Origin of the sequence: Marinobacter sp. CA1 (assembly GCF_020546665.1) — a bacterium.
GTDB lineage: Bacteria > Pseudomonadota > Gammaproteobacteria > Pseudomonadales > Oleiphilaceae > Marinobacter > Marinobacter xestospongiae.
Genome location: NZ_CP071785.1, coordinates 2,318,131 through 2,332,568 on the forward strand (window position 1 = coordinate 2,318,131; position 14,438 = coordinate 2,332,568).

Sequence of the window (14,438 nt, forward strand, 5' to 3'; positions counted from 1 at the left end):
CAACGCCTCACAGCGAGTGATCGAGTACGATCTTGCCGGCGGACTCACCCCGCAGGAACGCGGCCAGTGCCGAATCCAACTCCCCGCGCCCGATACGACGCACCTGCCCTTCGGTCGTCGGGCAGGCCCAGGAGCCCGCCAGTTTTTGCCAGACCTGCTGTTTGTCGGCCAGCGGAATCTCCACCGAATCCACGCCCAGCAGGTTCACGCCACGCAGGATAAAAGGCAGCACGGTGGTTTCCAGTTGGGGGCCGGCAACCAGGCCACAGCATGCCACCGACCCGCCGGGCCGGATTTGCTTCAGCAGCTCCGCTAGCGGACTGCCGCCGACGGTGTCAATGCCGTGGGCGAACACGGGTTTCAGCAGCGGTTTCTTCTCGGGACCAAGAACCTCCCTCCCCTGGACGTCTTTGGCACCCAGGGCCTTCAGGGTACCGGCCTGACTCGCCTTGCCGCTGATTGCCACAACCTCAAAGCCCAGCGAGGCCAGAATTTCCACCGCAACGGAGCCAACAGCACCGCTGGCTCCGGACACTGCAACCGTACCGTCGCCGGGATCAGCGCCTGCCATCAGCAGCTTGCTGACACAAAGACCGGCCGTCAGGCCCGCGGTGCCATAGATCATCGCGGTCTCCGCCGTCCAGTCTGCGGGCATTGGAACGCACCAGCCAGCAGGGACCCGAATGTACTCGCCAAATCCACCCGCGGTGTTCATGCCCAGATCGTAACCGGTCACGATCACTTTCTGGCCGGGCTGAATAGCTTCGCTGGACGAAGCCACCACGTCTCCCGCCGCATCGATACCGGGGGTGTGGGGATAAGATCGGGTAACCCCCTTGTTGCCGGAGGCAGACAGCGCGTCCTTGTAGTTGAGTGACGAGTGGCTCACCCGAACCAGAACCTCATGGTCCGGCAGGTCTGCGGTATTGCAGGTTTCTTCCTGGCCGGCGAAACCGTTGTCCTGCTCCCGGACAACCCAGGCTTGGTACTCCAGACTTTCGGTCATGCTGTCTCTCCGTTCTCGGCGTTGTTATTGAATTTTCTGGTTACGAAAGGCGCTGATCAGGCGCCAGAAGCCGTGCTCAATGGCGCCGCTGGCTGCCAACCCCAGTTTCTCGGCAACCGAGCGTTTGTGGTGGAAGCTGACGGTAATGACGTCCGCGCGATCACAGGCTTCGATCAGATACTCGTCCGAGGTGCGGATCTCGTCAATCAGATGAACGTCCAACGCCCGTTTGCCGAACCAGATATCGCCATTGGCGACCGCGCCGATATCCAGGTCCGGGCGACGCTGGCTGACGTACTCCTTGAACAGACCGTGGGTATCTTCCAGATCGGCCAGAAACTTCTGCCGGCCCTTGTCAGTGTTCTCACCGAAAATCGTCAGGGTGCGCTTGTGCTCGCCGGCGGTGAGCACTTCAAAGTCGACATCGTTCTTCTGCAAAAATCGATGGAAGTTGGGCAACTGGGCAACAACGCCAATTGAGCCAATAACCGCAAAGGGCGAGGCTACGATGCGGTCAGCCACGCAGGCCATCATATACCCGCCACTGGCAGCCACCTTGTCGACGCAGGCGGTCAGCGCAATGCCCTTGTCCCGAATTCGATCAAGCTGGGCCGAGGCCAGGCCGTAGGCGTGCACCAGCCCGCCACCGCTTTCTAGCCGGACCACCACTTCGTCTCGGCCCGGTTCCGCCACGCTGAGAACACCGGTGACGGCCTTGCGCAGGTTGTCGGTATCGCTGGCCTTGATATCACCATCAAAATCCAGCACAAACACGCGAGCTTTGGCGGACGCGTCAGAGTCGCTCTCTGAGTTGTCGGCAGAGGCTTTTAAGGCCTGTTTGCGGGCCTTGTCTTCGGCCTTGCGTTGTTTCTTCTGCTGCTTCTGCCAAACCTTGCGCTCCTGGTCGTCCATCAGCTTGGCCTGGAGCGCCTCCTTCAGCTTGCGGTAATGGTCATTGAGTTTGCGGGTCCGTAACTCCCCGTCTCCTTCCTGTCCGCCCTGGTTGCGGTGGGCGGCCGAGACAATGACGGAGACCACCACCACGACTGCAATCACCAGGGTGACGGCCTTAGCCAGGAACAGTCCATAATCCGAAAGAAATTCCAAAGCGTTTCTCCAGCTCTGTAAGGTATGTGGGCATGAGCAACGATTGTAACTGAGCCGGACTCAGGGACAACCCTGCGATTTCCGGCCAAAAACGCCAGATTGCGTAGGACATCGAAGAAAATTAAAACAAGCGTTCGATCGAGCTTGACAGAGCCCAATGGTCACCATAAAGTCGAATGGCATTGCCGGGTCAGCCACTGACGGGTCCAACAAGACCGGCCTTTCCAAGGCTCCGGCAACACGACTAACAAGCGCAAGCCATACAGAAAATAAGGGTAATCCAATGTCTGTAGCTCAGGTATTTGAAAAGCTGGAACAGAACTTTAATGCTGACGCAGCGGCCGGTCTGGATCTGGTGTTCCAGTTCGATATCGAAGACGACAAAACCTACCACCTAGTAATCAATGACGGCACCTGCAACCTGGCTGAAGGTGCTCACGACGACCCGTCTGTTACCCTGATCATGAACTCCGAAACCCTTCAGGGCATCGTTTCCGGCGAAACTGACGGCATGCAGGCGTTCATGGCTGGTCAGCTGCGTGCTGAAGGCGACATGATGCTTGCGACCAAACTGGGTGAACTGTTCACCATGGGCTAAGCCCGACAGTTTCGTGAAAAACCTGCCCCAGCGGCAGGTTTTTTTGTGCCTGATTGCTTTCTGCCAATGTCTGATGACCTGCCAATGTCTGACGACTTTCCGCTAGTGAATCCAGACCTGCACCGCCTCCCGCGCCGCTGTATTGGCCGGCGTAGCAGCAAGCCCTGTCGCTGAGAGTCTGATATCAAACAGCGCGCCATCGGCCATGGGCATGAATGTGGCGTTGCCGTACACCCCGTCAACAAACGGCAGATTGAACTGCCGGTCCAGCGCCCACAGGTCCGGCCATGCGGCCTCATTCAGCGCGACGACACTGCGGGTCGCCTGTCGCTCCTGCTCCAATGACACGTAGCGGCCGCTGAGGCGCTCCAGACGGTACCCCGGCTCTACCTTCATCCATGTCAGCGGCCCACCAAAGTGAATGATGCGGGCGTCCACCTGCCATTGGTCTCCATGGAGTGTGTAGCGACCCTGCTTGCCGGCTTCGGTTTCCAGGGTTACCTGCCAGAGCTGTGGCCCCAGACGCGCAACCCCCACCGTGGCAACGGTGCGCATACCGGTGAGGGACTGATACTGGGTAAGACCGGCGGCAACCACCACGGCGTACCCGCCACTGGCCAGCAGGGCCAGTGCGAGGGTGCCTTTAAGCCAGGCAAAAAACCAGCGGGGGCGCAGGCAGAAGGCCAGCCCGGCGATGAGCAGAATGGCGCCGATTCCGGCCAGTACTGCCATGGCGGACTGGTAAGACATGAATTACAACCCTACGTCGTCCAGAGACGATTCGGCCAGATTAAGCAGGTCGAGGTTACGGTCTTCCCGGGTACCAACGCTTTCGATGTAGTACTCCAGTGACGTCAGTGCGTCCGCCAGAGCCTCGAGCACCTGATGGGACGGCGCTTCCTTCTCATCGAGCAGTCGACGCTGAATGGACTCCGCAACCCGGTCGAGAACGTTGGCGGCGGCGGTATCCTCCACCATCTGCAAACCACCCCAGATGCTGTGCAAGGTCGCTGGCAGGTTGGCCAGGTGGAGCTTGTCGTAATCCGATTCCACGAATGCGGTGATGGCCCGTTTGGCCAGCGTCAACGCACTTCGCGCCTCATCCCCCACAACGAACAGCGCCTCGCGAAGATACAGTGACTCCTCACTGGTGGATTGATTCTCCGCCAGACCGTCGGTTTCCGAGGTGATGCCATGGCTCACCATCTGGGCAATAGCGCTCTCGATGGCCAGAACCGAATCCGCCAGGCCGTAAAGCTCCTCCTCGGCTGGCAGTCGTGATTCGCTTTCCCAGTGCCGCAATTTACCGGCTTCGACTTTCGCGGCTTCGGCCAGCTGTTTGAGATCGAGCATCAACAGGGTATTTGCCAGCTGCTCCAGAGAGCCCGCGATGCTGGCCAGTTCCGCCAGATCCGGTTCAATGCCGCGCTCGATAATATCAAGCTTGTCCTTGAGCTGATTGAGCTCTTCCTGCAATGCCTCGGACAATGACTTCAGTACGTCGGTGCCTGGTCCGTAGAGGCGCTTGCCGTGGGATTCCAGCATGGCGTCGGAAAACTCCGCGGGCGCCAGGTGGAATGCAGCGAGGATGTCTGTGACCTCGGGGTTGGCTGAGCCGCTGCGGTAAAGCAGATAAACCAGCTCCTTGATCAGCGAATCCGGCGCATCCTTGCCGGTTGCCACCTTACCGACATAAACAATTTCACGGGTGTAGCGCTCGATGCGCATGATCAAACGCTTGCGGGCCTTGGTGAAGCCCATTGCGCGATCCAGCATGGTGTCGGCCACGGTTGCCACCAGGCACCACATCTGCCCCATGGGCGCATCACCGCACAGACGAACAAACCCGCGTGCGGACCGGCCAATGAGCTTTTTGCTCACCACCTCGTTGCGTCCTTTGAGGATGCCCAGCAGGGCAACCTGGAACGTCAACCGCATGCGCCGGGCCATGATTTCGTAGTCGCTCTCCTGGCCTTCAAAAGGCGCAGCGGCGAGCTTCTGGCAGAAATCCGGGCGGTGTTTGACGTCCGCTTCAAAGAAGCAGGACTCGGGATAGGGCTTTTCCTTGCGGGCCTCCCGCAGGTCATTGATCACCGGCAGCAGCAGTTCCGGGTGGTCCTCCCGCTGGCGATGGTAGTACTCCACGTAGCGACGCAGGATGAACAGTGCACTGTTGAGGGTTGTCAGCAGTACGTTCTTGTCGTCATTGGCGCCAACCGGCACGTCATTGGCCAGGGTAACCGCTTCCTGGCACAGCAGGGTGCCTCCCCGCAGCTCCACCAGCACGAAAATGCCGCGCAACTGGTTGATGAAATCGACGCAGTTCTGGAGATCTTCACCGCTCTCCCGGTTTTCCTGGAAGCGCTCGAGACTGGCCTCAGCCTGTCTGATCGTCTGTTCGATTTCACTTTTGACCAGGTCAAACGACTGAGATTTCGTCGCAAGAGACGATTGGACCATAAACGCTTCCTGTAGCAACTGCGGAGAATTCCGCGTCCTCTTCTTATCGAACCGGGCGGAAGATTGATTTGCGAGTTCCTTGCCAATCACCGGCGGCATTTCGGAAAGTGCGGCCAGCCTGTAAAACTGGCGTACTAACCATTACTTATAACACAAAACTCAAGTCCCTCAAGAAACACCAAATGTAACAATAAGTACACCTGAATGCAGTTCTCACAATGCGGCGCCGGCATAACTTTTACTGTCTGCTAGCGCGACAGTTCGGATGGGAGTCGATCCGGGGCCGTTAGTGCGACAGCTTGCTCCACAGGGTTTCACCAGCCGCCTTGGCAATCACCTCCAGAAGCTCATCGTGGGCTTCCAGCTCCTCATCACTGGCCCGTGGCACCGCCAGCTGTGGCCTGGAGGCGGATAGCCGCCGAATGCCACCGGCTTCGCCGCCGCCCTCTTCTTCGTCATCCAGTACCAGCGCGGTCTGGCCACCAGTCAGCAGCAGGAAGACGTCGGCGAGGATCTCAGCATCCAGAAGTGCGCCGTGAAGTTCGCGGTTGCTGTTGTCGACGCCGTACCGCTTACACAGGGCATCCAGGTTGTTCTTCTGCCCCGGATGCTTTTCCCGGGCCACCGCCAGGGTGTCAAGAACACCGCAGTGATCGGCGGTCTTGCGGACCGGTTTCAGGCGTGCAAATTCGGCATCCATGAAGCCGATGTCGAACGCCGCGTTATGAATGACCAGCTCCGCGCCCTTGATGAATTCAAAGAACTCATCGGCAACCTCGGCGAACTTCGGTTTATCGGCAAGGAATTCGTTGGTAATACCATGGACGCTGATTGCTTCGGCGTCCACTTCCCGTTCCGGGTTTATATAGACATGGTAGTGTCGGCCGGTGAGCTTACGCTCAATCATCTCGACACAGCCGATCTCGATGATCCGATGGCCGGCGTTGGGATCGATGCCTGTGGTTTCAGTATCCAGGACGATCTGTCGCATGGAATGCTCCGGGCAGTTACTGTTCGGTTAAGTCGTCTATAGAGAATCAGGCGTTGAGCAGTTCGTCCACGCCACGATTGGCCAGTTCATCAGCCAGCTCGTTGTCAGGAATGCCAGCGTGACCCTTGACCCAGTGCCATTCGACCTGATGACGACCAACCTCTTCGTCAAGGGCTTTCCAGAGATCGTCATTCTTGACTGGCTTGCGGGCGGCGGTTTTCCAGCCGTTCTTTTTCCAGCCCTTCATCCACTCGGTGATGCCCTTGCGGACATACTGGGAGTCGGTGTAGAGCGCCACCTCACAGGAGCGGTTAAGGGCCTTCAGGCCCTTGATGGCAGCCATCAGCTCCATGCGGTTATTGGTGGTGTTGCGTTCGCCGCCATGGAGGGTTTTCATGGCGTCGCCGTATCGGAGCACAACCCCCCAACCGCCAGGGCCGGGATTGCCCTTGCAGGCTCCGTCGGTATAGATAATTACGTTAGCTGTCATTGAACCTACCGTTCTCGCGAATACACCCTCTGGATGCGCCAATGGCGCCGGTCCCGGGCAGTGTAATAACGTTGCTCTGGCGCCAGCGGCGCCGGGTCCGGATCGGCGCGTCCACCCGTTTGGTGGCAAGGATACAGTAATAGGCACCAACTGGCAGGAATCCATGGCCGCCGATCCGTTCCAACAGGGACAACCGTTCCATCAACCGGGAATTCTGGAAGGGTAACCCCATAAAGTAACTTGCGGATTTCTCGACCTTGAAATCCAACAGACTGAGCCAGTCTTCCATCCGCGACCGGAACAGGAAACGTCCGCCCCAGGGGCCGCTTCGACTGCGGCTGAGCGCTTTGCGTAGCCCCCATAGGCTGATTGGATTGAAGCCTATGTGCAGTAACAGCCCGCCACCGCGCAGCACCCTCGACGCTTCCCGCACTACCTGATGGGGATAGGCGGAAAAGTCAGCGCTGTGATGGAGCAACACCAGATCCATCGAGTCCCCCGGAAACGGCAGTTCATGACTGCTGCACACCGCCACGCCTTCAGGCAGGTCGGCACTCCACTCTGGCGTGGTAGTGATCTTGTGCGCAAAGTCGGTTCCGCTGGCCAGCGGCAGACGGTGGCTGACGCCGACCTGGAGCTGTCGGGCGCCGGGCAGGATATCGGCCAGCACCTGATCGACACAGCGTCGCTGGTCAGCGATCAGGGCGCGTCCCAATGGTGTCTGGAACCAGCGCTCAAAGCGACGGCAGCGTTCGGCATATTCTGGCTGTTCCAGTTTCATGGGCGTCACCTGGTCTACCGGAGGCGGTGGTTGGCGGGTGGTTGGGCACCCGCTGTGATTGCTCTATCATAGCAATGACACCCCTACGGTCACATGTGAGATTGTATGCGTTCCATTGCGGCCATTCCGGCTTTTAACGACAACTACATCTGGTGTCTCTATGACACCGACACCCGCAAGGCGCTGGTCGTTGACCCCGGGCAGGCGTCCCCGGTGGAAACCTACCTTGCGGACAATGACCTGACCCTCGACACCATCCTTATTACCCACCATCACCCCGATCATGTGGGTGGCGTGGCGACGCTGGAGGCAAACTGCCGTCCCGCCAGAATCGTGGCGCCGGAACGTTCGCCCTACCAGGGTGGCACTGAGCGTGTTGCCGGCGGTGACGTGGTGGAATGGCAGGGCATCGCGTTTGAAGTGATTGCCGTACCCGGCCATACCCTTGATCATCTGGCTTACTACACCAAGACCCCAGTGTCCGGGCACCCGGTGCTGTTCTGTGGAGACACTCTGTTCGTGTGCGGGTGCGGCCGGCTGTTTGAGGGATCACCGGCTCAGATGCGGGCGTCGCTGGCCAAGCTCCGCGCTTTACCTGGTGACACCGCTGTTTACTGCGCCCACGAGTACACGCTCGCCAATGTGCGCTATGCGCGTCATCTGTTACCGGATGATGAGGCCCTGCAACACTTTGAAAGCCAATGTCAGCAGCAGCGGTCCCGGAACGAGCCCACGGTTCCGGTGATTCTGGAGAATGAGCGCCAGCTCAATCCATTCCTGCGCTGGGATGATCCTGATGTCGAGGAAGCAGCCAGAATCTATGCCGAAGCCCATGGTTTGGCGGCTGGCAGCGCGGACGAGGTGTTTGCCGCAGTTCGCCATGGCAAGGACCATTTCTAGTCTGATGACGATTGGTCGGCACATCGATAAACCCGTATGGGAGCGGGAACCGGTTGCCGGCCTCTGATCTGCCGGTTACATCATACGTCCCCGGTTACAGAATCTGTCACTGGCGTAACCCCGGGCGCCTTGCCCCAACCGTGTCCTTGCCATAGAATTCGTGCAATTTTGCATGGAATTCAACCCACTTATCAGGGGAAGTTGGCTCTCGGTGCCAGCTTCCGGATCACCGCCCTATGACCTCGAAACGCCTCCCCGCCCTGCTGCTTGTCAGCGCTCTCACCTCTGGCTGCGCCAATATGCAATCGTCCGGACTGGCATTCTGGAGCTCAGAGTCCGACGCCTCCGGCAATGAAGTGCTGGAATCCGAGAACCTCCAGGTGGCGGCTGGAGACGACGAACTGGTCAAGGCCATCGAATCGGGAGACGGCAGCGCCGCCAACGCAGAGCTGGACGACTCCATCGACCCGGAGCTCAAGGCAGCGGCGAGCAAGGCCCGGGAATCCCTGGATGCCATTCCCGATCAGGTGGACGAAGCCAACACCACGGTGGACCTGTGGCAGCGCCTGCGGGCCGGCTTCGCGCTGGATCTGGAGGTCAGCAACACCCGCGTGCAACAACAGCTGGCGTGGTACCGCAAGCACCCCCAATACATTCAGCGGGTGTCTGAGCGTGGCAGCCGCTACCTGCATTACATTCTCTCCGAAGTTGAAGAACGCGGACTGCCCACCGAACTGGCCCTGCTGCCGGTGGTGGAAAGCGCGTTTGATCCGTTTGCCTATTCCCATGGCCGGGCCTCCGGGTTGTGGCAGTTCATCCCGTCCACCGGCAAGTACTTTGGCCTGACCCGTAGCTGGTGGCACGATGAACGCCGCGACATTGTGGCCGCGACCGACGCCGCCCTCACCTACCTGGACCGACTCGCCGAGCGTTTTGACGGCGATTACACCCTCGCCCTGGCCGCCTATAACAGCGGTGGCGGTACGGTGTCCAGCGCCATCCGCCGTAACGATCGGCGGGGTAAGCCCACCGACTACTGGTCGCTGGACCTGCCCCGGGAAACCCGCCACTACGTGCCGAAGCTGATCGCCCTGGCGAAAATCTACCAGGACCCGGAAGCCTATGGCATTGAGCTGCCAGCCCTGGAAGATAAACCCTACTTCGAAGTAGTCGAGACCGGGTCCCAGCTCGATCTCGCCCAGGCCGCCAATCTCGCCGGCGTCTCCATGGACGAGATCTATCTGCTGAACCCTTCCTATAACCGTTGGGCGACCACCCCGGCAGGTCCTCACCGGCTGCTGGTGCCGGTTGCCAACGTTGAGCAGTTCCGCGCCGGCCTCGATGCCCTGCCGCCGGAGCAACGGGTATCCTGGCAGAACTACCAGGTGGTTGGCGGTGACAGCCTGATCGTCATTGCCCGCAAATTCGGCACCACCGTGGATGTGCTGCGGGATGTCAACAATCTTCGGGGCAACCTGATCCGGGTGGGCCAGCGCCTGTTGATTCCCACCGCCTCCCGGGGTGACGACGCTTACGCCCTCAGTCAGCAGCAACGACTGGCCGCAACCCAGGCCCGTGGTGGTCGCAGTGGTAGCGGCACCCGCGTGGACTACCGGGTCCAGCGTGGCGACACCTTCTGGGATATCGCCCGGGAACATGGTGTGAGTGTGCGGCAGGTTGCATCCTGGAACGGCATGGCGCCGGGCGATCCGCTAATGCCTGGCAAGCAGCTGGTGATCTGGTCCCAGTCGGCCACGCCGTCTCCCACCCTGGCCAGCAACAGCCGTAACCAGGCTATGGTACGCAAGGTGGGCTATCGGGTTCGCCGGGGCGATTCGCTGTCGACCATTGCCAGCCGCTTCTCGGTAAACGTGAGTGACATCGCAAGCTGGAACAACCTCAATACGTCCCGATATCTGCAACCGGGACAAAGTCTGGTACTCTACGTAGATATTCGTAACAGCAACTAATCAGGAAGCCGGCATTGGTGAGCGGAGCTCCCGGTGCCGGCAACCACACAATAATCAGAAAAGCATGAGAGGCACATGGGAACACACAGGCAGACCTCATTGCGTACATCCCGAACAACTCCCACTATTCCGACACGGACACCCCCCTTTTCTCGCCGGCTCGTTTGCAACCTGATTGTGGCAGCCTCTTTCGCCATTCCCTCACTTTCTTTCGGCGCTACCGAGACCCCGGTTACCCCTACCCATGGCATTGCCATGCATGGTGAACCGGCCTATGCCGCCGGGTTCGAGCATTTCGACTACGTCAATCCGGACGCCCCCAAGGGCGGCACCCTGCGACTGGGCGTGGTGGCCAATGGCTACGATTCGTTCAACCCGTACGTGATTGGGACGGTGTCGGCGGTTGGCGTGGGTGCCTATGTCTACGACACCTTGTTGGTGAAGTCATCGGATGAACCTTTCAGCGCCTACGGGCTCATCGCCGAGTCGCTGGAAACCCCCGAGGATCGCAGCTACGTGGTGTTCAACCTCCGCGAGCAGGCCCGTTTTCAGGACGGTGAACCGATCACCGCCGAAGACGTCAAATTTTCCTTTGAGCTGCTGACCACCGAGGGACACCCGCTATTCCGCAACTACTATGGCGACGTCAGGGCGGTGACCGTGGAAGGCCCGCATCGGGTACGGTTTGATTTCAAGGAAACTGAGAATCGGGAGCTGCCGTTGATACTGGGGCAACTGCCCGTTCTGCCCAAGCATTACTGGCAGGACCGTACCTTTGGCGACAATGGCCTTACCGCCCCTGTCGGCAGCGGCCCCTACCGCATTGGTGACTTTGATGCTGGCCGCTCCATTACCTTCACCCGAGTAGACGATTACTGGGCGGCGGATCTGGGCGTTCGTCGTGGCAAGTTCAACTTCGATCGCATCCATTACGACTACTACACCGATGAAACCGTGGCACTGGAGGCCTTCAAATCCGGCGACTACGATTTCCGGCGCGAGTCTTCCGCCAAGTCCTGGGCGACGGCCTATACCGGTACTCCCTTCGAGCAGGGACGGATCGTGGTGGAGGAACTGGAGCACCATAAGCCGATGGGCATGCAGGCGTTCGTCATCAACAGCCGCCGCCCCCAGTTCGCCGACCCGAGAGTCCGGCGCGCCCTGGCAATGGCGTTTGATTTCGAGTGGGCCAACACCAACCTGTTTTACGGTCAGTACACCCGCACCGACAGCTATTTCGAGAACAGCGAGCTGGCCTCCAGCGGCCTGCCCGACGGGCGTGAACTGGAGATCCTGGAGCGGTACCGGGATCAGTTGCCGGATGCGGTGTTCGAGTCCGAGTACCATCCGCCAACAACCAATGGCCCCAATGGCTTACGAGCCAATCTTCGGAAAGCCGTTGAGCTTTTCAAGGAAGCCGGTTTCGAGATCCGGAACCGCAAGATGGTCCATGTCGCCACCGGTGAACCACTGACCTTCGAGTTCCTTCTGCGTAGCAAGACCTTTGAGCGCATTGCGCTGCCATTCAAGGCCAACCTGGCCAAGCTGGGTATTGATGCCGAGGTCCGCCTGGTGGATACCACCCAGTATGTACAACGGGTCCGGCGCTTCGACTTTGACGTGGTCAGTCTGGTGATCGCCCAGTCCGATTCTCCGGGTAACGAGCAACGGGAATTCTGGGGTTCTTACAATGTTGATGTCGTCGGCTCCCGGAATTACGCCGGTGTCAGTGACCCGGTGGTGGACGAACTGGTGGAGCAGATTATCCAGGCTCCGGATCGCCAGGAGTTGGTCTACCGCACCCGCGCGCTGGATCGGGTACTGCTCCATGGTCACTATGTGATTCCGCAATGGCACATGACCATGGACCGGGTTGCCTACTGGTCGAAACTGGAACGCCCGGAAGCCCTGCCCAAGGACGGTTTCGACCTCGATACCTGGTGGATCGACCCGGACGCAGAGTGAGCCCGCCGATGTTGCGTTGTCTGCAAATCCATTCCACCAGGCGCGGAGGCTAGCCCATGGGCGCTTACATCCTGCGGCGCCTGGCGCTGATGATCCCTACCCTGGTGGGGATCATGTTGCTCAACTTCATAGTGGTGCAGGCCGCCCCAGGCGGCCCGATTGAACAGTTCATCGCCAACATGGAAGGCCATGGCGGCGGCACCCTCGATCGGGCCACCGGTGGCGGTGGTGCCGAAGTGGTAGATAGCTCCTCGGACAGTCGCGGGGCTCGCGGTATCCCCGAGGAACTGCTGAACGAACTGGAAGTGCTCTACGGTTTTGACAAGCCCCCACACGAGCGCTTTCTCAAGATGTTGACCGATTACGCCACCTTCGACTTCGGCGAGTCGTTCTATCGTGATCGTACCGTGGTGGAACTGGTGCTGGAGAAACTGCCGGTGTCGATTTCCCTGGGGCTGTGGTCAACGCTGATAATCTATCTGATCTCGATTCCCCTCGGGGTTCGCAAGGCGGTCACCGATGGCAGCCGTTTTGATGTCTGGACCAGTTCGGTCATTGTGGTGGGCTATGCCATCCCCGGCTTTCTGTTTGCCTTCCTGCTGATCGTGCTGTTTGCCGGCGGAACCTACTTCGATATCTTCCCTCTGCGCGGCCTGACCTCGCCGAACTGGGACCAGATGCCCTGGTACCAGCAGGTTGCCGACTATTTCTGGCACCTGGCGCTGCCGGTCACCGCCAACGTTATCGGCGGCTTTGCCACCCTCACCCTGTTAACCAAAAACTCGTTTCTGGATGAGATTGGCAAGCAGTATGTGGTGACCGCAAGAGCCAAGGGGCTGGAGGAGCGGCAGGTGCTCTATGGTCATGTATTCCGCAATGCCATGCTCATCGTCATCGCCAGCCTGCCGGGGGTACTGGTCGCCCTGTTCTTTACCGGCTCGCTGTTGATCGAGGTGATCTTCTCACTCGATGGTCTGGGATTGTTGGGCTTCGAGGCGGCGCTGAACCGGGACTATCCGGTGGTGTTCGGCACCCTCTACATCTTTACCCTGATGGGGTTGGTGCTGAAGCTGGTGAGTGACGTCACCTACGTGCTGGTGGACCCCCGCATCGATTTCGAAAGTCGGGAGGGCTAGCACTATGACCGGCATCCAACTGACTCCTATCCAGCAGCGTCGCCTGCAGAACTTCAAGGCCAATCGCCGCGGGTACTGGTCGCTCTGGCTGTTTCTCATCCTGTTCCTGCTATCACTGGGGGCAGAGCTGGTCGCCAATGACCGGCCACTGATGGTGTCCTACCAGGGCGAACACTACTTCCCGGTTGTGGAGACCGTGCCGGAGGAGACCTTTGGCGGCTTCCTGCCGACCGAGGCGGACTATCGGGACCCCTTTATTCGGGATGAGATTGAGGCCAACGGCTGGATTCTGTGGCCACCGATCCGTTTCAGCTATGACACCATCAACTACAACCTGGACGTACCCTCACCGGCGCCGCCCTCAGCGGAAAACTGGCTTGGCACCGATGACCAGGGCCGGGATGTTGCTGCCCGGGTGATCTACGGGTTCCGGATTTCCGTGTTGTTCGGGCTGATTCTGACCCTGCTCAGCTGTCTTGTTGGCGTTGTCGTGGGAGCCATTCAGGGCTTCTATGGCGGTAAGGTGGATCTGCTGGGGCAGCGCTTTATCGAAATCTGGTCCGGACTGCCGGCGCTGTATCTGCTGATTATCCTTTCCAGCATCGTGCAGCCCAATTTCTGGTGGCTGCTGGGCATCATGCTGCTGTTCAGCTGGATGGGCCTGGTTGATGTGGTGCGCGCCGAGTTCCTGCGGGCGCGTAACTTCGAGTATGTCCGTGCCGCCCGCGCCCTGGGACTGGGTAATCGGATGATCATGTTCCGCCATATTCTGCCCAATGCCATGGTTGCCACCCTCACGTTCCTGCCTTTCATTCTGACGGGCGCGATCACCGGGCTGACCTCGCTGGACTTTCTCGGCTTCGGCCTGCCCTCCGGATCACCCTCCCTTGGTGAACTGATTGCCCAGGGCAAATCCAACCTGCACGCGCCCTGGCTGGGCATCTCCGCGTTTGTCAGTCTGTCGCTGATGCTGACGCTGCTGGTGTTCGTCGGCGAAGCGGTGCGTGATGCCTTTGATCCAAGGAAAGCCTGAC

General features: G+C 59.6%; 13 protein-coding genes. 6 read left to right on the forward strand and 7 right to left on the reverse strand.

All coding sequences use genetic code 11. The annotated features are described in order from the left end of the window. Positions 1–7 precede the first annotated feature (7 nt). Both J2887_RS10655 and sohB read right to left on the reverse strand, forming a co-directional pair. Entirely contained in the window at positions 8–1,006 is a 999-nt protein-coding gene (locus tag J2887_RS10655) for a YhdH/YhfP family quinone oxidoreductase (protein ID WP_227175982.1), read from the reverse strand. A 24-nt stretch (positions 1,007–1,030) separates the two neighbouring features. Then, a complete protein-coding gene (gene sohB, locus J2887_RS10660; protein ID WP_227175983.1) occupies positions 1,031–2,113 on the reverse strand; it encodes a protease SohB in 1,083 nt (360 codons plus the stop codon). A 283-nt stretch (positions 2,114–2,396) separates the two neighbouring features. On the opposite strand from sohB, the gene J2887_RS10665 reads away from it, so the two are divergent. Next, positions 2,397–2,711, forward strand: a complete 315-nt coding sequence (locus J2887_RS10665; RefSeq protein ID WP_227175984.1) for an SCP2 sterol-binding domain-containing protein — start codon at positions 2,397–2,399, stop codon at positions 2,709–2,711. 102 nt (positions 2,712–2,813) lie between these two features. Here the strand turns inward: J2887_RS10665 and J2887_RS10670 are convergent, their stop codons facing one another. The 5 genes from J2887_RS10670 to J2887_RS10690 all read right to left on the reverse strand — a co-directional run bounded on the left by J2887_RS10670 (position 2,814) and on the right by J2887_RS10690 (position 7,433). After that, positions 2,814–3,461 (reverse strand): multidrug transporter, encoded by a 648-nt coding sequence (locus tag J2887_RS10670; RefSeq protein ID WP_227175985.1) that lies wholly within the window; start codon positions 3,459–3,461, stop codon positions 2,814–2,816. 3 nt (positions 3,462–3,464) lie between these two features. Then, positions 3,465–5,171: a chemotaxis protein gene (locus J2887_RS10675; protein ID WP_227175986.1), complete on the reverse strand. Its 1,707-nt coding sequence runs from the start codon at positions 5,169–5,171 to the stop codon at positions 3,465–3,467. Positions 5,172–5,457: 286 nt separating this feature from the next. Next, positions 5,458–6,162 (reverse strand): DNA polymerase III subunit epsilon, encoded by a 705-nt coding sequence (gene dnaQ / locus J2887_RS10680; protein ID WP_227175987.1) that lies wholly within the window; start codon positions 6,160–6,162, stop codon positions 5,458–5,460. 46 nt (positions 6,163–6,208) lie between these two features. Beyond that, positions 6,209–6,652: a ribonuclease HI gene (gene rnhA / locus J2887_RS10685; RefSeq protein WP_227175988.1), complete on the reverse strand. Its 444-nt coding sequence runs from the start codon at positions 6,650–6,652 to the stop codon at positions 6,209–6,211. After that, the gene (locus J2887_RS10690) at positions 6,642–7,433 is read right to left on the reverse strand and encodes a class I SAM-dependent methyltransferase (protein ID WP_227175989.1); all 792 of its coding nucleotides are present in this window, start codon (positions 7,431–7,433) and stop codon (positions 6,642–6,644) included. The genes rnhA and J2887_RS10690 overlap by 11 nt, the downstream gene beginning before the upstream one ends. 105 nt (positions 7,434–7,538) lie before the next feature. Between J2887_RS10690 and gloB the strand changes: the two genes are divergently transcribed. From gloB to J2887_RS10715, 5 genes are all read left to right on the forward strand, one after another. Next, positions 7,539–8,333 carry a hydroxyacylglutathione hydrolase gene (gene gloB, locus J2887_RS10695; RefSeq protein ID WP_227175990.1) on the forward strand — a complete coding sequence of 265 codons (795 nt, stop codon included), beginning with the start codon at positions 7,539–7,541 and terminating at the stop codon, positions 8,331–8,333. Positions 8,334–8,569: 236 nt separating this feature from the next. Continuing rightward, positions 8,570–10,303 carry a lytic transglycosylase gene (locus J2887_RS10700; RefSeq protein ID WP_227175991.1) on the forward strand — a complete coding sequence of 578 codons (1,734 nt, stop codon included), beginning with the start codon at positions 8,570–8,572 and terminating at the stop codon, positions 10,301–10,303. Positions 10,304–10,558: 255 nt separating this feature from the next. Then, positions 10,559–12,268 carry an extracellular solute-binding protein gene (locus tag J2887_RS10705; protein ID WP_227176097.1) on the forward strand — a complete coding sequence of 570 codons (1,710 nt, stop codon included), beginning with the start codon at positions 10,559–10,561 and terminating at the stop codon, positions 12,266–12,268. A gap of 56 nt (positions 12,269–12,324) precedes the next feature. After that, positions 12,325–13,404: a microcin C ABC transporter permease YejB gene (locus J2887_RS10710; protein WP_227175992.1), complete on the forward strand. Its 1,080-nt coding sequence runs from the start codon at positions 12,325–12,327 to the stop codon at positions 13,402–13,404. A gap of 13 nt (positions 13,405–13,417) precedes the next feature. After that, a complete protein-coding gene (locus J2887_RS10715; RefSeq protein ID WP_228752873.1) occupies positions 13,418–14,437 on the forward strand; it encodes an ABC transporter permease in 1,020 nt (339 codons plus the stop codon). Position 14,438: the final 1 nt, after the last annotated feature.